Below are 17,741 nucleotides of genomic sequence, written 5' to 3'. Positions count from 1 at the left end.
CTTCTTAACTAAATCGCCGCCGCGCCCTGCTGTTCCCACACACAGGAGGCACCCTGTGGCCAGATCCCTGTTCCTGGCTCTACCGGCAGCGTTAGCGCTCGCCGTCCCAGCCGTCGCCGTCGCCGCACCGGTCCAGTACCAGGCGGAGAGCGCGACCGTCTCGAACGGCCTCGTGGAGTCCAACCACGCCGGCTTCACCGGCTCGGGCTTCGTCAACTACGACAACGAGGTCGGCAGCTCGGTCGAGTTCACCGTGACCTCACCGAGCGCCGGGCAGGCAACGCTCACGTTCCGGTTCGCCAACGGCACCACGGCCAACCGCCCGATGGACATCACGGTGAACGGCTCGCTGGCGGCGGACGAGCTCTCGTTCCCCGGCACGGGCGCGTGGACGACGTGGCAGACCCGCACCACCACCGTGTCCCTGAACGCGGGCACCAACACGATCAAGACCGTTGCGACCACCGCGAACGGCGGCCCGAACCTGGACCGGCTCGACGTCGAACCGCCGTCGGGCCCGCCGGACACCGTCGCCCCGACGGTTCCCGGCAACCTGCGCTCGACGGGCACCACCTCGTCCTCGGTGTCGCTGGCGTGGGACGCGTCCACGGACAACGTGGGCGTGACCGGCTACGTGCTGTCCAACGGGCAGACCGCGACCGGCACCACCCACACGGTCTCCGGCCTGACACCGGACACCTCGTACACCTTCACCGTGCAGGCGCGTGACGCGGCAGGGAACCTGTCCGGCGCGTCGAACTCGGTGACCGTGAAGACCTCGCCGGGCACGCCTGGCGGACGGCCCGCCGAGATCAACGGTCAGCTGCGCGTGTGCGGCGTGAACCTGTGCAACCAGTACGGCAAGCCCATCCAGTTGCGCGGCATGAGCACGCACGGCATCCAGTGGTACAGCCAGTGCATCAAGGACGCGTCGCTCGACGCACTCGTGAACGACTGGGGTGGCGACTTCATCCGCGTCGCCATGTACATCCAGGAAGGCGGGTACGAGACCAACCCGCGCAAGTTCACCGACATGATGCACGCCTACATCGAGGAAGCCACCGAGCGCGGCATCTACGTCCTGATCGACTGGCACCAGCTCACGCCGGGCGACCCGAACGCGAACCTGTCCCGCGCCAAGACGTTCTTCACCGAGATCGCCCAGCGGCACAAGGACAAGACCAACCTGATCTACGACATCGCCAACGAGCCGAACAACGTCTCGTGGTCGCGGGTCAAGGCCTACGCCGAGGAGATGGTCCCAGTGATCCGGGCGATCGACTCGGACAGCCTGATCGTCTCGGGCACGCACGGCTGGTCGACGTTCGGCATCTCCGACGGCCAGGACGTCAGCTCCGTGCTGAACAACAAGGTCAACGCGACCAACTTCATGTACTCGTTCCACTTCTACGCGAACTCGCACAAGCAGCAGTACATCGACGCCCTGAACCGGGTGTCGAGCGAGGTGCCGGTGTTCGTCACCGAGTTCGGGACGCAGACCGCGTCCGGTGACGGCGCGAACGACTTCACCACGTCGCAGCGGTACATCGACCTGATGGCGCAGAAGAAGATCTCCTGGGCCAACTGGAACTTCTCCGACGACAGTCGTTCTGGTGCGGTGTTCAAGTCCGGTACGTGTGCCGGTAACACCTTCGCGGGCACCGGTGTGTTGAAGCCCGCGGGTGTTTGGGTGCGTGACCGGATGCGGACGCCGGACAACTTCCCAACGGGCTGATGTCACGGTTGGCGGGTGACAGGCTCAGTGAATGACGGAGCGGTGCGGAGGGCCGGCGGGTGCTCCGCACCGCTCTTTGTTCTGGGCTATCTGGTCATCACGGGTCTTGCCGGCACCGCGGGCGCGGTGTTCAACCGGAAGCGCACGCCGGACGACTTCCCGACCGGCTGATGTCACGGTTGGTGCGTGACCGGAAGCGCACGCCGGACAACTTCCCAACCGGATGACAGCCGGTCACGATTGACGGGTGTCCGGTTCAGCGAGTGACGGGGCAGTGCGGCGTGCCGGCGGGTTCGCCGCACTGCTCCTCGCGTTGTGCTACCTGGCCATCACGGGCCTCTACGTCGCGGCGGGCGCGGTTCCACCCAACGAGGACGGGGCCGCGTGGCTGGCGTACTTCGCCGACAAGACCCTCGTCTGGACGCTCATCATTTTTCTGTCGGTGCTGACCGATATCCTGTTCTTGCCGGTGGTGCCGGCGTTGTTCCTGGCGGCGCGACGCTCACTGCCCCTGATTCTCGGTGCCGGGTTCCTGCTGCTCTTCGTCCTGCTGGACCTGGCCGTCACGTGGCCGAACTACGCGGCCCTGGTCCGGATGAGCGTCCAACCAGACCAGGCGTCGCTGGCAGGCGCGGCCACCTATGCCGCGTCGGTGCTCGGCTCGGGGTTGTTCGCTACCTACGCGATCGGCATCCCCGCGTTGGGCATCGCGTTGATCAGCGTCGAACTGACCGGACTCACCCGTTACGTCGGCATCGTCACGGGTGTCGTCGGTGTGGCCGCGGTGGTCGGCGTCGGTGTGCTGGTGATCGTCGTGTCCGGGTTGACGATCGCCTGGGTCGCGCTGGTCGGGGTCTGGTTGCTCAGGCGCCGGTGAGCGGCCACGTGTGCACGGGCTCGTTGGCGTGCATCAGTTCCACATAGGACCGGAGCATCGCGCGCAGTGCGTCCGCGCGGTCCAGGTGCGTGTGGTCGTAGTGCCGGTGGAACTCGCGCGCCTGCCAGGTCGCGCCGTTCACGCCGGTCAGGCAACGCTGCTCGATCACGCCGAGCAGCCGGTCCCGTTCCGCGGAGTCGACACCCCAGCGGATCAAACCCTCGTGCGCGAGAGGAAGGAGTCGCCGCAACACCAACTCCACAACCGGCACGGTGCCGACACCGGGCCAGTACATCTGCGCGTCCATGCCGTTGCGGGAGGCGGCGTTGAAGTTCTCCTCGGCGGCCTGGAAGCTCATCTGCGACCACAGTGGACGCTCGTCCTCGGCCAGGGCTCGCACCAGGCCGAAGTAGAGCGCGCCGTTGGCCAGCGTGTCCACGATCGTGGGCCCGGCGGGCAGCACGCGGTTCTCGACGCGCAGGTGCGGGCGGTCCCGCACCACGTCGTACACCGGGCGGTTCCAGCGGTAGATGGTGCCGTTGTGCAGCTTCAGCTCGCTCAGAGCCGGGGTGTCGCCGTGGTCGAGGACGGCCAGCGGGTCCTCGTCGTCGCAGATCGGCAGCAACGCGGGGAAGTACCGGACGTTCTCCTCGAACAGGTCGAAGATCGAGTTGATCCACCGCTCGCCGAACCACACCCGCGGCCGCACGCCCTGTGCCTTGAGCTCGTCACCGCGGGTGTCGGTGGCCTGCTGGAACAACGCGATGCGGGTCTCGCGCCACAGTTCCTTGCCGAGGAAGAACGGCGAGTTCGCGCCGATCGCGACCTGCACGCCGGCGATGGCCTGCGCGGCGTTCCAGTAGGCGGGGAACTGCTCCGGCGACACCTGCAGGTGCAGCTGCGTGCTGGTGCAGGCCGCCTCGGGCACGATCGAGCTGGCGGTGAGGTGCAGCCGCTCCACGCCGTCGATGGAGATCTGCAGGTCCTCGCCGCGCGCGGCCAGCACCTGCTCGTTCAGCAGCGCGTACCGCGGGTTGCTGGACAGCTGGTCGGGGGTGACGTGTTTGGTGCGCAACGTCGGCAGGATGCCGTTGATGACCATGTGCGCGCCGACCTCGCGCGCCTTCTCCTCGGCCGAGTTGAGGCTGCGGCGGACCGTCTCCTCGAACGAGGTGATGCCCCCGCCCGCGAGGCGGCGCGGCGCCACGTTGATCTCGATGTTCCACTGGCCGAGCTCGGTCACGAAGTCGGGGTCGTCGATGACCTCGAGCGCCTCGTGGTTCTTCATCGCCGGGTCGCCGTGCTCGTCGATGAGGTTGATCTCGATCTCGAGGCCGGTCATCGGCCGCTCGAAGTCGAACCGCGCCTCACGCAGCATCCGGGCGAACACGTCGAGGCACCGCCGGACCTTCGTGCGGTACCGCGTGCGGTCCTCGCGCGTGAACTCGTGCTTCGCGACGTCCTCGCCCATGGTGGCCTCCCGACGGTCGAGGGTTCACCCCACCACTGTGCACCATGGTTGATCAATCCGACACCCGTGTGTCGCGATCTGGAACGGCGGGCCGTCCAGGGGGACGGCCCGCCGGGTGATCAGCTGGTCGCGACGAGGCACTCTCCCTCACGAGCGGTCGGACCATTCCCCTGAATTCCAGGTGGTTCTCCGCTTTGCGAGACGAAGTGAAAGGGAATTGACGGAACGTCGCCCGCATGTTCACGTGGAATCTGAATGTGGCCGGCCGCAGGAAAGCGACCGGCCACGAGCCTGATCAGTTGGCCGCGAGGTCCCAGCCCGACCAGCCGGACCCGATCTGCGTGGCGGAGGAAAACCCGCCGGACCCGGTCCCGAGCCATTGCCAGAGCGTGTTGTCCGACGACCGGATCGCCACGAGATCGGCCTTGTTGTCCCCGTTGACGTCCATCGCCGTCATCTGCCGGAACCCGTTCCAGCCGGAACCGACCTGCACGGCCGTGGCGAAGTCGGCACCGCTGCGCTTCCAGAAGTAGAGCTCACCGGCCGAGTTCGTCGCCCAGACGTCGCCGTCGGAGTCACCGTCGGCGTCACCGACCGAGTGCCGGGCCAGCGACGCCCAGCCCGCACCGACGAGCACCCGCTCGGCGAACCTGCCGGCGCCGCGCCCCACGTAGAGGTACATGTTGCCGCCGTCGCGGGCGAGGATGTCGGTCCGGTTGTCGCCGTTGACGTCGCCGAACGACACGTTCTCCATGGCCGCCCAGCCACTGCCCACAGCGGCCGCGGCGGTGAAGGTGCCGTCACCGCGGTTGTGCCAGTAGTAGAGCGTGCCGCCGCCGATGGCCCACAGGTCGGCCCAGCCGTCGTTGCCGGAGTCGCCGATGCCGATGCGGCTGAAGCCACCCCAGCCGGGGCCGAGCCGAGTAGCGGCCATGAACCCGCCGCCGGCCTTGCCCTTGTAGAGGAACGCCGTGCCGGACGGGTCGACGCCCAGCGCGTCGTCGTACTTGTCGCCGTTCACGCTCTTCGACGGCAGCACCGGTGCCGGGGGAGCGCCGATGGCCGCGCGGGCGTCGTCGAGGAACTGCTTGTAGGAGCCCGACTTGTAGGTCGACCACGGCGTCCAGTCGGTGCCCTGGTCGGAGATCCGGTACGCCTCACGAGCATTGCACGCGGCGTTGTAGGCGCAGGAGTCGCTGACCTCGCTGTGCCAGTAGTCGTTGATCTGCCACAGACCGCGGTCGACCGATCGGTGGCTGTCGTTGTTCACGTACCGAGCGGACGGGTCGCACCGGGACTCCGCCATGCCGACCGCCACCGCGGTGACGAGGTTGTCACCGGAGAACCCGGCGTTGCGACCGTTGGACACGCACAGGTCGATGTCACCGGCTGCGTGCGCGGAGGGAACGAAGGCCACGCTTGCCGCAGCAGCGAGAGCCAGCACCGAGGACAGGAGCTTCATGTCAGTTCACCGCCAGGTCGAAGCCGGCCCAGCCGCTGCCGATCTGCACGGCCTTGCCGAACGTGCCGGCGCCACCGCCCAGCCACTGCCAGAGCGTGTTGTCGGAGGTCCGCACCGCCACGAGGTCGGACTTCGCGTCGCCGTTGACGTCCATGGACACCAGCTGGCGGAAGCCGTTCCAGCCGGAGCCGACCTGCGCCGCCGTGGCGTAGCCGGACGAGTCCTTGCGCCAGAAGTAGAGCTCACCGGCGGAGTTCGTCGCCCAGATGTCGCCGTCGCCGTCCGCGTCGGCGTCGCCCGCGGTGTGCCGCACCAGGCTCGACCAGCCCTCGCCGAGCAGTGACCGCGCCGCGAACACGCCGCCGCCCTGGCCGGTGTAGACGTACATCTTGCCGCCGTCACGGGCGAGGATGTCGGTCTTGTTGTCGCCGTTGATGTCCACGAAGGACACGTGCTCGAACGCGCCCCAGCCGGGACCGACCTCCTTCGACGCGGCGAACGTGCCGTCGCCGCGGTTGTGCCAGTAGTGGAGGGTGCCGTTGCTGACGGCGAACAGGTCCGCCCAGCCGTCGGCGTTGGAGTCGTTGATCGCGATCACCGGGAAGCCGCCCCAGCCCGGACCGAGCCGGACGGCCGCGGAGAAGCCACCACCGGCCCTGCCGTGGTAGATCCACGCGGTACCGGAGGAGTCGACGCCGATCGCGTCGTCGTAGATGTCGCCGTTGATGCTCTTGGCGGCCTTGTTCGCGGTGCCGCAGTTCTGGCTCACGTACGTCTCGGTGCCCGCGGCGTAGTCGAACGGGTCACCGTGGAACGAGGCCGGGCGGATGTAGTAGGGGTAGCTCTGGCCGCTGCCCCGGTTGCGGAACTCGAAGTGCAGGTGCGCCGACAGGCCCGACGTGTTGCCGTCGGTGTTGCCGACCGTGCCGATCACCTCTCCCTGCCGCACGGTGTCGTTGAGGTGCACGGACTTGCGGTCGAGGTGGGCGTAGAGCGTCGAGTAGCCGCCGCCGTGGTCGATCTCCACGTAGTTGCCGTAGGCGGACGACTCGCCGCCCTCCCACCGCACGGTGCCGGCCGCCGCGGCGAGCACGGGCTCGCCGAGGTCCTCGTCGCCGCTGGTGCCGGACATGTTCCAGTCGATCTCGTTGTTGCGGTGGGCGCTGCTGCCGGCGGAGTTGCCCACCCACGACGTGCCGCAGATGAACGGCAGCTCGAGTGCGGGAGCGGCGGCCTGAGCGGTGCTCGGGGCGAGTGTCACCGCCAGCGCGGCCACGGCGCTGCCGATGACCGTTCTACCTAATCTGGATGCCATTTCAAGAATTCCGTTTCTGCTCGTCGGTGGACCCGGAAACGGAATTTATGAAGCTGTTCTACACGGCACCTACAAGCGTTCTACAAGGTTCCTTGCAAGGGAGGTGCTGGACGCTCCGCGGCGTGGGGAACACGGCGAGTTTCGAGATTCTGGGTCCGTTGCGGGTGGCCAACTCCGGTCAGCCGCTCAAGCCGGCCGGTCCGCGGCAACGCGCGTTGCTCGCGGCGTTGCTCGTGCGCGCCGGGCAGTCCGTCAGCCTCGCGGGCCTCGTTGACGCGCTGTGGGGCGAGAACCCGCCGGTGTCCGCCGTCGCGAACGTGCACACCTACGTGAGCCGGTTGCGCCGCGACCTCACCGACATCGGCCTGCCCGGCAGGCTCACCACCGACAGCGCGGGTTACCGGCTGCAGGTCGAGCCGGACGAGCTGGACACCGAGGTCTTCGAAGCCGCCGCCGGGAAAGCCCGCGAGGCGCTGGCAGCGGGGGACGCCGGCAAGGCCGTGTCCTGGTGGCAGGAGGCGTGGCAGGTCTGGCACGGCACGGTCCTGGAGGACGTCCCGCGTGCCGGGTGGCTGGCAGCCGACGTGGTCCGGCTGGAGGAGATGGCCGCCGCCGCGCGCGAGGACTCCGCCGACGCACGGCTCGCCGCCGGCCAGTACGGCCCGCTGATCACCGAGCTGGGTGTCCAGGTGCGGCAGTTCCCGTTGCGCGAAGGACTCTGGTGGCGGCTGATGCGGGCCCAGCACCAGGCAGGGCGCAGGGCAGAGGCGCTCGAGACCTACCGCGCCGTCCGCGAGGTGCTGGTCGACGCGCTCGGCGTCGACCCGTGCGACCAGATCCAGGACCTGCACCAGGAGATCCTGCGCGGAGGCAGACCGGAAGCCCTGAACCAGGTGCGCCCCATGCAGTTGCCGTCCGACGTCGACAACTTCACCGGCCGCGCCGCCGAGCTCGCCGAGCTGCGCCGCGTCCTCACCCAGCGCTCGAAGTCCACCGCGGCCGCGATCACCGGCAAGGCGGGCGTCGGCAAGACGGCACTGGCGGTTCGTGCCGCCCACGAGGTCGGCGACCAGTTCAGCGGTGGCCAGCTCTACGTCCGACTCGGCGGCACTGGGTCGTCACCGCGAGACCCGGCGACCGTGCTCGCCGAACTGCTCATCGCGCTCGGCGTGCACCCGCACGCGGTCCCGGAGGACGTCGAGGCCCGCGCCGCGCTCTACCGGTCGCAGCTCGCCGCGCGCCAGGTGCTGATCGTGCTGGACGACGCCAGGAGCATGGCCCAGGTCCGCCCGCTGCTGCCCGGCTCCGACTCGTCCGCCGTGCTGGTCACCAGCCGCGTGCAGCTGGTCGGCGCGCAGATGGTCCACCTCGACGTGCTCGGCGCCGAGGACGCCATCCGGCTGCTGGGCGACATCGCCGGCCGGGATCGCGTGGCCGCCGAACCGGACGCGGCCGCCGCCGTCGCCCGCTACTGCGGCAACCTCCCGCTGGCGCTGCGCATCGCCGCCTCCCGGCTCGCCCGCCGCGGCCACTGGACCGTTCGCCGCCTCGCCGAACGCCTGGCCGGTGAGGGCACCCGGCTCAACGAGCTGCGCATCGACGACCTCGAAGCCCGCGCCAGCCTCGCGTGCAGTTACGAGGCGCTCGACGAGACGCAGCAGCGTGCGTTCCGGCTGCTCGGCCTGCTCGACGTGCCGGACTTCCCCGGCTCGGTCGCCGCCGCGTTGCTCGACGTCGAGGTCTCCGACGCCGAGGAGATCGTCGACAGCCTCGCCGACGTGCACCTGCTGGAGGTCTGGCAGGGCCGCTACCGCTTCCACGACCTGCTGCGGGTGTTCGCCAGGGAGAGAGCAGGCGAGCTCGACGCGACCTGATCCGTGCTGATGCCGAAGAGGCGCGCGGCGTTGCGCCACATCACGTGTTCGTGCTCGTCCTCGGTGAGGCCGGCGTCCACCACCGCCCCCAGCGCGATCGCCGGATCGACCGCCGTGCTGCCCGTGCCGAACAGCATCTGCGCCAACGGCACCCGGTCGAGCGCGTACCGGTAGCGGCCCGCGTCGGTGATCGCGCAGCACGGTTCGAGGTAGAGCCGGTCGGTGCGGGTGGCGGCCTCGACCGCCGTGCGCCACGCCGGTCCGCCCATGTGCCCGGCGACCACCCGCAGGTCCGGGTGCCGCTCCAGCACGTCGACCAGGCCGAGCACGCTGTCGTCCCAGGTGTGCACCAGGACCGGCAGCCCGGCCTCGGCGGCGAGCGCCACGGTGTCCTGCACGGCCCGGGACAGCAGCCGGCCGGGCACCTCGACACCGACGAACCGGCCGGACGGCAGGTACTTCTCGAGCTCGCGCGCGGCGGCGGCGAGGTCGTCGGGGTTCAGCACGACGTAGCCCAGCAGCCGCGGGTGGACTTCGAGGACCTCGGCCATCCACCTGTTGCCGGACACCGTGTCGTAGGTGACGGCCTCCGACGCGGCGACGATCTGGCGGTCAATGCCGTAGCGGTCCATCAGCGCGAGGTTGAGCTCGGCGGCACCGACGTCGGTGGCGAAGAACCACGGTCCGGCGTGCGCGTGGACGTCGATGATCAAAGTTCCCCCAGCCAGGCCGCCGCCGTTCCGCCGGCCACCTGGTTCCACTCCTGCTTGGTGAGTCCGGCCAGGCGCAGACGCAGCGCGGACGGCGTGATGTCGTGCAACGGTGTCCGCGACCCGTACGCGAGGTGTTGAGCGCCGACCTCACCGGCGACCCGCTCGATCGAGTCCGGGCCGACCAGCATCCGGGTCGAGGCCACAAAGCCAGGCTCACGCCGGGCCATCACGACGAAGTCCGCCACCTGACAGGCGTGCACGTCGAGGAAGCACACCCGCGCGCCGCGATCGGCGAACGGCCGCCAGAACCGGCTGAAGTCGCCGCTCGTCAGCAGCACCAGGTCGTGGCCGACGGCGAGGTCGATGATCGCCGCGAGGCCGGGGGAACAGGGCTCGGCCCGCTGCTCCGGCGGGAACAGCCGGAGGATCCGCACACCGGACTCGGCGAGCCTGCCGATCTCGTCCTCCGCGCCCAGGGCGTCACGGATGTCGACACTGCCGACGGGCACGAACCGGTGCTGCAGCTCGGTCGCCTTGCGCGTTTCGTCGTTGCCGGAGCAGACGTCGAACAACGGGCTGCGCAACGAGCACAGCAGGCCGCGCCGGATCCCGTGGCTCTCCTGCTGCCGGGCCACCGCGTCCAGCTGCCGGTGCGGCACCGCGCCGAACAGCACGTCGACGTCGATGCCGATCTCGTGCCGCCCGGCGGGTACCGGAGGGAGGGTCACCATGACTCGCGAGTCTGATGACCGCCGCTACACGTCCCCTACACGCTCACGGCGATGGCGGTGATCAGGATGTTGCCCTGCACCAGCCAGCGGCCGTCGAACCCGGCGATCGGCGTGTCCGGCAGCAGGATCCGCGAGTGGAACGTGCCGTCGGCGTTGAGCGTGATGTCGGCGTCCTCGAAGCCCAGCCACCGCTGCGTGACCGGGTACCAGGCCTTGTAGGTCGACTCCTTGGCGCTGAACAGCAACCGGTCCCAGCAGATCTTCGGGTCGTCGACCTTCAGGCCGGGCATCCGCCGCAGCTCCGCCGGGATCGCGATGGCCTCCAGCACGCCGTCCGGTGCGGGACCGTGCGGCTCAGCGTCGATGCCGATGGTCCGGTAGTCGCTCGTCAACGCCAGCGCGGCGGCCCGGAAGCCGGCGCAGTGGGTGAGGCTGCCGACGACGCCGTCCGGCCACCGCGGTTCGCGCTTGGGGCCGGGCAGGATCGGCCCCGGTGCGACGCCGAGGCGCTTCATGGCTTCACGAGCGCACCACCGCGCCGTGCCGAACTCGAACTTCCGCTTCGGGACGGCGTTGGCCAGCAACGCCTCCTCTTCGGGATAGAGCTCGACCGGCAGCTCGTCGTCGTAGCGTTCCACCGCCGCGATGGGCGGGGCGAGCAGCTGTTCCAGCACCTATGACTCCCGCAGGACGTCGTGCAGCTTCACCCGGGTGGTGCCGCGCGGTTTCCACTCGCGCGGATAGCCGAGCGAGACCTCGTCGAAGCGCACGCCGTCGTAGTGCGTCGTGCGGGGGATGTGCAGGTGGCCGTAGACCATCTCGACGGCGTTGAACCTGCGGTGCCAGTCGGCGGTCAGCGTCGTGCCGCACCAGAGCGCGAACTCGGGGTAGCGCAGCACGAACGTGGGGTCGCGGACGAGCGGGTAGTGGTTGATCAGCACGGTGGGCCCGGTGACCTGGGCGAGGCGTTCCTCGGTCTCCTGCACCCGCGCCTGGCACCAGGCCTCCCGGGACGGGTACGGGTCGGGGTGCAGGAAGTACTCGTCCGTGCACACCACGCCCGCCTCGTGCGCGATGGCGAGGGCCGATTTCACGTCCGTGGCGCCGTGCGGCCGAAAGGAGTAGTCGTAGCCGAGGAACAGTGGACAGACAGTGACCGGACCGTTGTCCCCGTCGAACACCACGTACGGATCTTCCGGCGTGATCACGTCGAGGCTGCGGCACAGCTCCACGAGCTGCTTGTAGCGCATCTCGCCGCGGGCCTGGTTCTCGTCGTCCTTCGTGGTCCAGAGCTCGTGGTTGCCGGGCGACCAGATGACCCTGCCGAACCGCGGCCGCAGCGTGCGGAGGGTCCACTCGACGTCGGCAAACCGTTCGCCGATGTCTCCGGCGATGATCAACCAGTCCTGCGGATCGGGTGAGGCGATCGCATCCACAACCTGGCGGTTGTCCTGGTAGGAGACGTGCAGGTCGCTGGTGGCCAAAAGCTTCACAGTTCGAACGGTAGCCGGGGCGTCAACGACCGGATCATCACCGTCCGACGGGTGTGCTCTCCGTGAGCGGTCGGTTCCACCCGGTCGTGGTTCAACCACACGACCGGTTATCCGTTCGTCGCAGACCGTGGGCCACTCGTCTCAACAGGACAGGCCGTGTATCGCCTCCGCACGTCCGCTCATCGCCTTTCACGGTCTGCGTACTTACCTGTTTTCTGGCCCGCTTCTTACTGTGAGCGCTGTCACCTGACGGAAAAGTCCTGGCGGAGGACCACACCATGACCGACTCACAGTTCGCACGCACCCCGGACCCGCGACTCGCGCGGCAGGTCCCGCCCCGTCAAGTGCCCCAGCGGCCGGTGCCCCCGCGGCAGGCCCCGGTCGGCCAGGTGCCGACCCGCTACGGCCAGCCCGTGGACCCGCGCCTGGCCGGCAACCCCTCGTTCCGCCGCACGGTCGGCGCCGAGATCGCCCGGCACGCCCAGCAGCACTCGGCCTACGCCGTCCCGCAGCGCCGCACCACGGCCGAGGACACCGCACTGGCCACGCTGCTCCGCTCCCGTCAGCGCGCCGAGTCCGCCCGCCAGGACACCCGGCCCGCCGACGCCGCGCCGCGCCAGGACTCCTGGATGCGCGCCGCGTCCTGGCCGGAGCACGCGTGCGAGACCGGCCGCGGTGACGTCATCGAGCAGCTGTCGTCACGCCTGGTCAGCCCCAACCTGTGGGCAGTGGTCGAGCCGCTGATCCCGCCGGCCAAGATCCGTCGCCAGGGCGGTGGCCGCGGCCGCGTGTGCAACCGCTCGGTCTTCACCGCCATCGTCTTCGTGCTGTCCTCGGGTTGCGCGTGGCGGCACCTGCCCGCGTCGTTCGGCGTGACCGTGCCGACCGTGCACCGCCGCTTCCAGGAGTGGACCGACCTGGGCCTGTGGGTGCGCCTGCGCCGGGCGGCGGCCGAGGGCGCCTGCGGTACCGAGGAGATCGACTGGATCCGCGCGGTGCTGGACGCGGCCGACCGCCGGGCCGCGAAGGCCGCCAGCTGATTTCTCGCGATCGTCGCCGGGGTCATCCTGAGAAAGGGTGGCCCCGGCGTTTTCATGCGCGTTGCTAACCAACTACCGCTTATCGTGCCGATGACCGCTCATCGCGGGCCGAGCGGTCAGGTGGAGTCGGTGTAGGCGAGGTGCGTGCCGCAGACCAGGCACCGGAACAGGAAGGCGGTGGGCGACCCGTCTCTGGTCAGGGCGTCGAGGTACCAGCCGATGTCGCCGTCCGACCAGCCGCGCAGCTCCTGCCGCACGGCGTCGCGCGCCGCCGCGCTCAACTCGTCCCCTCCACGGGAGCCGAGGAACTCGGCCCCGTCGCCGCAGTGGAACAGCCACCGCTCCTGCTGCCACCCCGAGAACCCCGGTGTGCGCCGGCAGATCTCGTCCACCACGGCCTCGGGCACGCCGGCGGGGGCGTCGGCATCGGTGAAGGTGGCGTCGAACTTCTCGGCCGCGCTGCCGTCCTCGATGCACCACGGGCACAGCGAGACCTTCTCCGTTGCGTGGACCGGTCCCTTGTAGATGAGCCCGCGCGCCTCTCCGCAGCACGCACACACCTGGTCGGACCAGTCGACGGAACCCGTCTCGAGCGGCTCGGGGTGGTAGCGGAACGACGGCGCTCTCGGCGGCGGCTTCACCACAGGCTCACATGCCGTTGATGCCGGCGTGGTACTTCGGCACCCGCACGGTGATCTTCGTACCGAGCCCGCACGCCGTCTCCACCACGAGCCCGTACTCGTCGCCGTACACCCGCCGCAGCCGCTCGTCGATGTTGCCGAGCCCGATCCCCGCCGACTCGTCCACCTGCCCGGCCAGCGTGCGGCGCAGCTTCTCGGGATCCATCCCGATGCCGTCGTCCTCGATGGTGATCTGGGCTTCCGCGCCGCCGTCGTTGGCGTGGATCTGGATGTGGCCGGGCTCGACCTTGCCCTCCATTCCGTGCCGGACCGCGTTCTCCACCAACGGCTGCAGGCACAGGAACGGCACGGTCACCGGCAACACCTCCGGCGCCACCTGCAACGTCACCTTCAACCGCTCGCCGAAGCGCGCCCGCTCCAGCGCCAGGTACTGGTCGATGGACCGCAGTTCCTCGGCCAGCGTCGTGAAGTCACCGTGCCGGCGGAACGAGTACCGGGTGAAGTCCGCGAAGTCGAGCAGCAACGTCCGGGCGCGTTCCGGATTCGTGCGCACGTAAGAAGCGATGGCGGACAACGAGTTGTAGATGAAGTGCGGCGAGATCTGCGCGCGCAGTGCCCGCACTTCCGCCTCCACCAACCGGGTCCGCGAACGGTCGAGCTCCGCGAGCTCCAGCTGCCCGGCGGCCCACCGCGCCACCTGGTTGGTCGCGCGCACGAGTCCGGCCGACGCCTCGCGCGAGTAGGCCGCCAGCGTCCCCACAACGCGCCCTTCCACCGTCAGCGGGGCGACCACCGCACAGTTGATCGGGCAGTTCGGTTCGGTGCAGCCGATGTCGAACGCCTGGGTGCGTCCGGTGAGGAAGACGTCCTCGGCCTGGGTCATCGCCTCGGCCGCGTGGTGGTCGGAAACGCCTTCCCACGCAACGACTTCCGTCTCGTCGGTCAACGCCAGCGCCGGCGTGTCCAACAGCGTCCGCAGGTGCCGCGCGGACTTCTTCGCCGCGTCGGGCACGAGACCGGCGCGCAGCGGGGGAGCGGCGGACCAGGCCGTGTGCAGTGTTTCGTAGGTGACGCGCTGGGCCTCGGTCGACAGCGACTGCTTGTTGCGCGTGCCCCGCCACAGGACGAGCACGGCCGCTCCGCCCACGACCAGGATCGCGGCTGCGGTGAGGAAGTCCTGCATCTCACATCACCTATCTAGCTTCGCTCGTCGGCCGAGGCGGGGCCGGAGCCGTCCAACCCGAGGTTCTCGGGTGCGTGGAGCTTGACCATCGTCCGCTGCACGCCGGGTGGCACGTGCCGCTGGGTGAGCAGGGAGACGACGTACATGACCGTGAAGCCGAGCGGCACCGTCCACGCGGCAGGACGCGAGAGCAGCACCTCGTACCAGGCGTTGCCGGTGTCGGTGAACATCGTGACCAGACCGGCGGTCAGGGCGGGAACGCCGCCCGCGAGCATGCCGGAGATGGCGCCGATGGTGGTGATCCGCGTCGACCAGATGCCCAGCATCAGCAAGGGGCACAACGAGGACGCCGCGACGGCGAAGGCCAGGCCGACCATGTCCGCCACGGGCATGCCGGTCGACACGAACGTCATCGCGAGCGGCACGATGCCCGCGAGCATCGTGGAGATGCGGAACCCGCGCACGCCGCCCAGCCGCAGCACGTCCTGGGACAGCACACCCGCCAGCGACACGACGAGACCCGACGACGTCGACAGGAACGCCGCGAACGCGCCACCGGCGACCAGTGCGCCGAGCAGCTGGCCGCCGATGCCCTCGATCATCCGGGTCGGCAGCACCAGCACCACCGCGTCCGTCTGGCCGGTCATCAGCAGCTCCGGCGTGTAGAGCCGGCCGAGCGCGCCGTAGATCGGTGGCATCAGGTAGAAGACCGACAACAGGCCGAGCACGATCAACGTCGTGCGGCGCGCGGCTGTGCCGTTCGGGTTGGTGTAGAAGCGCACGATCACGTGCGGCAGGCCCATGGTGCCCAGGAACGTCGCGATGATGAGCGAGTAGACGCCGTACAACGGGAACCGCTGGGCCCCCGAGTCCGGCAGCGCCCACGACTCGTTGGTGTTGTGGTCCATTGTGGACAGGTGTGGCACGGGAGCGCCCTGCGGGAAGGTGAACTCCGAACCCAGCCCGATGCGGTGGTAGCCGTCGGGCAGCGTGTGCCCGGCGTTCTCGATGCGCATGCCGTCGATCGCGCCGCTGCCCTTGATGAAGATGGCCTGCTCGGCGTGGATCGTGGTCTCCTTGTGGAACTTGACCACGGTGTCGTGCGGGAACGTCGGGAACTCCGGCTTCGTCAGCGACTCCGCGCCGTGCACCTGCCAGACGACGATCAGGAACATGATCGGCACGGTGATCGCGGTCAGCTTGAGCCAGTACTGGAACGCCTGCACGAACGTGATCGACCGCATGCCGCCGGACATCACGTTCACCGTCACGACCACGGTGACGACCAGCGCGCCCACCCAGTCCGGCGCGCCCGTCACGGTGTTCAGCGTCAGGCCCGCGCCTTCCAGCTGGGGCAACAGGTACAGCCACCCGATCGCGAGCGCGAGGATCGACGCGACCGCCCGCACCACCTTGGAGCGGAAGCGGGCCTCGGCGAAGTCCGGCAACGTGTAGGCGCCGGACCGCCGCAGCGGCGCCGCGACCATCGTCAGCAGCACCAGGTATCCGGCCGTGTAGCCGACCGGGAACCACAGCATGTCCGGCCCGTAGGCGAAGATCAGCCCGGCGATGCCGACGAACGACGCTGCGGACAGGTACTCGCCGCCGATCGCGGAAGCGTTCCACCACGGGGAAACCGTGCGCGAGGCGACGTAGAAGTCAGACGTGGTGCGGGAAACGCGCAGTCCGTAGGTACCGATCAGGATCGTGCCCAGTGCGACGACCAGCACCGCCACGATGGCGTAACCACTCGTCATGGACGTTCGACCAGCTCCGCGAACTCGCGCTCACTGCGCTCGGCCTGCCGCACGTAGAACCAGCCGGCCAGCAGGAGCATCGGGAACGTCGCCACGCACAGCAGGAACCACGGCAGCCCGAGCCCGAGCACCCGCGCCTTGCCGAGGTCCGGCTCGATCGAGAACAGCAGCGGCAGGACGCCCAGCGACCCGCACACCACCAGGCACACCGACAGGCCCAGCCGCCGTTGCGCGCGGATCAGCGTGCGCATGTAGACGGCGCCGAGCTCGCTCTGCTCGTTGATCTCGCGCGTGCCCGAGTACGGGCGGCGGGCGCGCGGTGCCCTGGTGCGCGGGCTGGTCACCACCACGCGCTGGGTCGGCTTCGGAGCCGGTCCATTTCCGGGTGGTGGCGTGGTCACGACCCGAGCCCGTTCCTCGGCTGGACGACACCGGCGGGGGTGGCCTGACCGGACACGGGAGTCGGCCGGGCGCGCCGCACGAGCAGCTGCCGCAGGTGTCTCGCGTGCCGGCGGCTGACCGGCAGCACCGCGCCGCCGATCGTCACGCTGAGGTGGCCGTCCTCCAGCCGCAGCTCGTCGATGTGGCCGAGCGACACCAGGTGGCTGCGGTGGATGCGGACGAATCCCGCGCTGCGCCAGCGTTCTTCGAGCCCGTTCAACGCCGCGCGCACCAGGCCGCTGCCGGTCGCGGTGTGCAGGCGGGCGTAGTCGCCGTGCGCCTCCACGTAACGAATGTCGGCGAGACGGATGAACCGCGTGACGCCGCCGAGCTCGACGGGGATGACCTCGTCACCCATCTCCGGCGGCGTGGCGTTCGTGGGCTGCGCAGGCGCGGTGGGGACGGGTTCGGTGGGAGCCTTGGAGTCCCAGACCTCGTGCACGATGCGGTGCACGGACTCGGCGAGCCGTTCCTGGCGCACCGGCTTGAGCAGGTAGTCGAGAGCCTTGAGCTCGAACGCCTCGACGGCGGGCTGCTGGTGCGCCGTCACGAACACGACGGGCGGCGGCTGCGCGAACCGGGAGAGCACGCGGGCGAGGTCGAGACCGTCGAGGCCCGGCATGCGGATGTCGAGGAACACCGCGTCCAACGGCTGCCCGGCGTCCATCGCGCGGTGCAGCACCCGAAGCGCCTTCGTGGCGTCGGTGACCGCTTCCACGTGCGCGATGCGCGGATCGGAGCGCAACAGGTACACGAGGTCTTCCAGCGCGGGTGCCTCGTCGTCGACGGCGAGCACCCGGAGGGAGCGCTCGAGGCTGCCACGTCGATCCGGCCCCTCGCAGAGGGGGCAGGGCAGACCTGAGGTCATTCGAGATCGAGTCCAAACTGTGTACGGCCGATCCTCACGTGGCGGCGATTAGACCACGCTCGGTCATCGCGCGCCTGGTGGGCCGAGGGCGTCGGATACGCGATCATGCACCGTCACGGAGGGTGACCCGCTGCGGGGGT

16 protein-coding genes and 1 pseudogene are annotated in these 17,741 nt (G+C 69.6%); 5 read left to right on the top strand and 12 right to left on the bottom strand.

Annotated elements, in window-relative coordinates:
* The first annotated feature begins 55 nt into the window (after positions 1 to 55).
* The 3 genes from DI276_RS48830 to DI276_RS48825 all read left to right on the top strand — a co-directional run bounded on the left by DI276_RS48830 (position 56) and on the right by DI276_RS48825 (position 2,612).
* Positions 56 to 1,735 carry a cellulase family glycosylhydrolase gene (locus DI276_RS48830; protein WP_112277189.1) on the top strand — a complete coding sequence of 560 codons (1,680 nt, stop codon included), beginning with the start codon at positions 56 to 58 and terminating at the stop codon, positions 1,733 to 1,735.
* A gap of 15 nt (positions 1,736 to 1,750) precedes the next feature.
* Complete coding sequence (locus DI276_RS50665; protein ID WP_157985427.1) at positions 1,751 to 1,906, top strand: hypothetical protein; 156 nt, start codon at positions 1,751 to 1,753, stop codon at positions 1,904 to 1,906.
* A gap of 76 nt (positions 1,907 to 1,982) precedes the next feature.
* Positions 1,983 to 2,612 carry a hypothetical protein gene (locus DI276_RS48825; protein ID WP_157985426.1) on the top strand — a complete coding sequence of 210 codons (630 nt, stop codon included), beginning with the start codon at positions 1,983 to 1,985 and terminating at the stop codon, positions 2,610 to 2,612.
* Here DI276_RS48825 and DI276_RS48820 read toward each other — a convergent pair.
* The 3 genes from DI276_RS48820 to DI276_RS48810 form a co-directional block, all read right to left on the bottom strand.
* On the bottom strand, positions 2,599 to 4,083 hold the full coding sequence (locus DI276_RS48820) for a glutamate--cysteine ligase (protein ID WP_112277187.1): 1,485 nt from the start codon (positions 4,081 to 4,083) through the stop codon (positions 2,599 to 2,601). The genes DI276_RS48825 and DI276_RS48820 overlap by 14 nt on opposite strands.
* Positions 4,084 to 4,378: 295 nt before the next feature.
* Entirely contained in the window at positions 4,379 to 5,545 is a 1,167-nt protein-coding gene (locus DI276_RS48815; protein WP_112277186.1) for an FG-GAP-like repeat-containing protein, read from the bottom strand.
* Between the two features lies 1 nt (position 5,546).
* Complete coding sequence (locus DI276_RS48810; protein WP_112277185.1) at positions 5,547 to 6,860, bottom strand: peptidoglycan DD-metalloendopeptidase family protein; 1,314 nt, start codon at positions 6,858 to 6,860, stop codon at positions 5,547 to 5,549.
* A 122-nt stretch (positions 6,861 to 6,982) separates the two neighbouring features.
* Here DI276_RS48810 and DI276_RS48805 point away from each other — a divergent pair, with 122 nt between their 5' ends.
* Entirely contained in the window at positions 6,983 to 8,734 is a 1,752-nt protein-coding gene (locus DI276_RS48805; protein WP_198681363.1) for an AfsR/SARP family transcriptional regulator, read from the top strand.
* On the opposite strand, the gene DI276_RS48800 is transcribed toward DI276_RS48805, so the two are convergent.
* Genes DI276_RS48800 through DI276_RS48785 form a run of 4 tightly spaced genes read right to left on the bottom strand, consistent with a single transcriptional unit; the run spans position 8,668 to position 11,671 of the window.
* Positions 8,668 to 9,447: an amidohydrolase family protein gene (locus DI276_RS48800; RefSeq protein WP_112277183.1), complete on the bottom strand. Its 780-nt coding sequence runs from the start codon at positions 9,445 to 9,447 to the stop codon at positions 8,668 to 8,670. The genes DI276_RS48805 and DI276_RS48800 overlap by 67 nt on opposite strands.
* Positions 9,444 to 10,178, bottom strand: coding sequence for an amidohydrolase family protein (locus DI276_RS48795; protein WP_112277182.1), 735 nt, complete (start codon positions 10,176 to 10,178; stop codon positions 9,444 to 9,446). Before DI276_RS48795 ends, DI276_RS48800 begins: the two co-directional genes overlap by 4 nt.
* Positions 10,179 to 10,213: 35 nt before the next feature.
* Positions 10,214 to 10,852, bottom strand: coding sequence for a 4'-phosphopantetheinyl transferase family protein (locus DI276_RS48790; protein WP_112277181.1), 639 nt, complete (start codon positions 10,850 to 10,852; stop codon positions 10,214 to 10,216).
* Entirely contained in the window at positions 10,853 to 11,671 is an 819-nt protein-coding gene (locus tag DI276_RS48785) for a metallophosphoesterase family protein (RefSeq protein ID WP_112277180.1), read from the bottom strand.
* A 629-nt stretch (positions 11,672 to 12,300) separates the two neighbouring features.
* Between DI276_RS48785 and DI276_RS52890 the strand changes: the two are divergent.
* Positions 12,301 to 12,708: pseudogene (locus DI276_RS52890) on the top strand (transposase); the annotation flags it as partial.
* 119 nt (positions 12,709 to 12,827) lie between these two features.
* On the opposite strand, the gene DI276_RS48775 reads toward DI276_RS52890, so the two are convergent.
* The 5 genes from DI276_RS48775 to DI276_RS48755 are packed head-to-tail and all read right to left on the bottom strand — an operon-like array spanning position 12,828 to position 17,601.
* Positions 12,828 to 13,352 (bottom strand): CbrC family protein, encoded by a 525-nt coding sequence (locus DI276_RS48775; protein WP_198681362.1) that lies wholly within the window; start codon positions 13,350 to 13,352, stop codon positions 12,828 to 12,830.
* A 7-nt stretch (positions 13,353 to 13,359) separates the two neighbouring features.
* The gene (locus tag DI276_RS48770) at positions 13,360 to 14,535 is read right to left on the bottom strand and encodes a sensor histidine kinase (RefSeq protein WP_112277177.1); all 1,176 of its coding nucleotides are present in this window, start codon (positions 14,533 to 14,535) and stop codon (positions 13,360 to 13,362) included.
* A 14-nt stretch (positions 14,536 to 14,549) separates the two neighbouring features.
* Positions 14,550 to 16,292 carry a sodium/solute symporter gene (locus DI276_RS48765; protein ID WP_112277176.1) on the bottom strand — a complete coding sequence of 581 codons (1,743 nt, stop codon included), beginning with the start codon at positions 16,290 to 16,292 and terminating at the stop codon, positions 14,550 to 14,552.
* Entirely contained in the window at positions 16,289 to 16,693 is a 405-nt protein-coding gene (locus tag DI276_RS48760) for a DUF485 domain-containing protein (RefSeq protein WP_112277175.1), read from the bottom strand. Before DI276_RS48760 ends, DI276_RS48765 begins: the two co-directional genes overlap by 4 nt.
* Positions 16,690 to 17,601 carry a LytR/AlgR family response regulator transcription factor gene (locus DI276_RS48755; protein WP_112277174.1) on the bottom strand — a complete coding sequence of 304 codons (912 nt, stop codon included), beginning with the start codon at positions 17,599 to 17,601 and terminating at the stop codon, positions 16,690 to 16,692. The genes DI276_RS48760 and DI276_RS48755 overlap by 4 nt, the downstream gene beginning before the upstream one ends.
* Positions 17,602 to 17,741 lie beyond the last annotated feature (140 nt).

Origin of the sequence: Lentzea terrae, from assembly GCF_003265345.1 — a bacterium.
Classification (GTDB): domain Bacteria; phylum Actinomycetota; class Actinomycetes; order Mycobacteriales; family Pseudonocardiaceae; genus Lentzea; species Lentzea terrae.
Note: the sequence above shows the minus strand (reverse complement) of the source record. Positions and strands in the feature narration are given on the sequence as shown.

Excerpts from the sequence above, each read along its gene's own strand:
- DI276_RS48820 (WP_112277187.1), bottom strand. The coding sequence starts at position 4,083 with ATGGGCGAGGACGTCGCGAAGCACGAGTTCACGCGCGAGGACCGCACG.
- DI276_RS48815 (WP_112277186.1), bottom strand. The coding sequence starts at position 5,545 with ATGAAGCTCCTGTCCTCGGTGCTGGCTCTCGCTGCTGCGGCAAGCGTG.
- DI276_RS48810 (WP_112277185.1), bottom strand. The coding sequence starts at position 6,860 with ATGGCATCCAGATTAGGTAGAACGGTCATCGGCAGCGCCGTGGCCGCG.
- DI276_RS48795 (WP_112277182.1), bottom strand. The coding sequence starts at position 10,178 with ATGGTGACCCTCCCTCCGGTACCCGCCGGGCGGCACGAGATCGGCATC.
- DI276_RS48770 (WP_112277177.1), bottom strand. The coding sequence starts at position 14,535 with ATGCAGGACTTCCTCACCGCAGCCGCGATCCTGGTCGTGGGCGGAGCG.
- DI276_RS48765 (WP_112277176.1), bottom strand. The coding sequence starts at position 16,292 with ATGACGAGTGGTTACGCCATCGTGGCGGTGCTGGTCGTCGCACTGGGC.
- DI276_RS48755 (WP_112277174.1), bottom strand. The coding sequence starts at position 17,601 with ATGACCTCAGGTCTGCCCTGCCCCCTCTGCGAGGGGCCGGATCGACGT.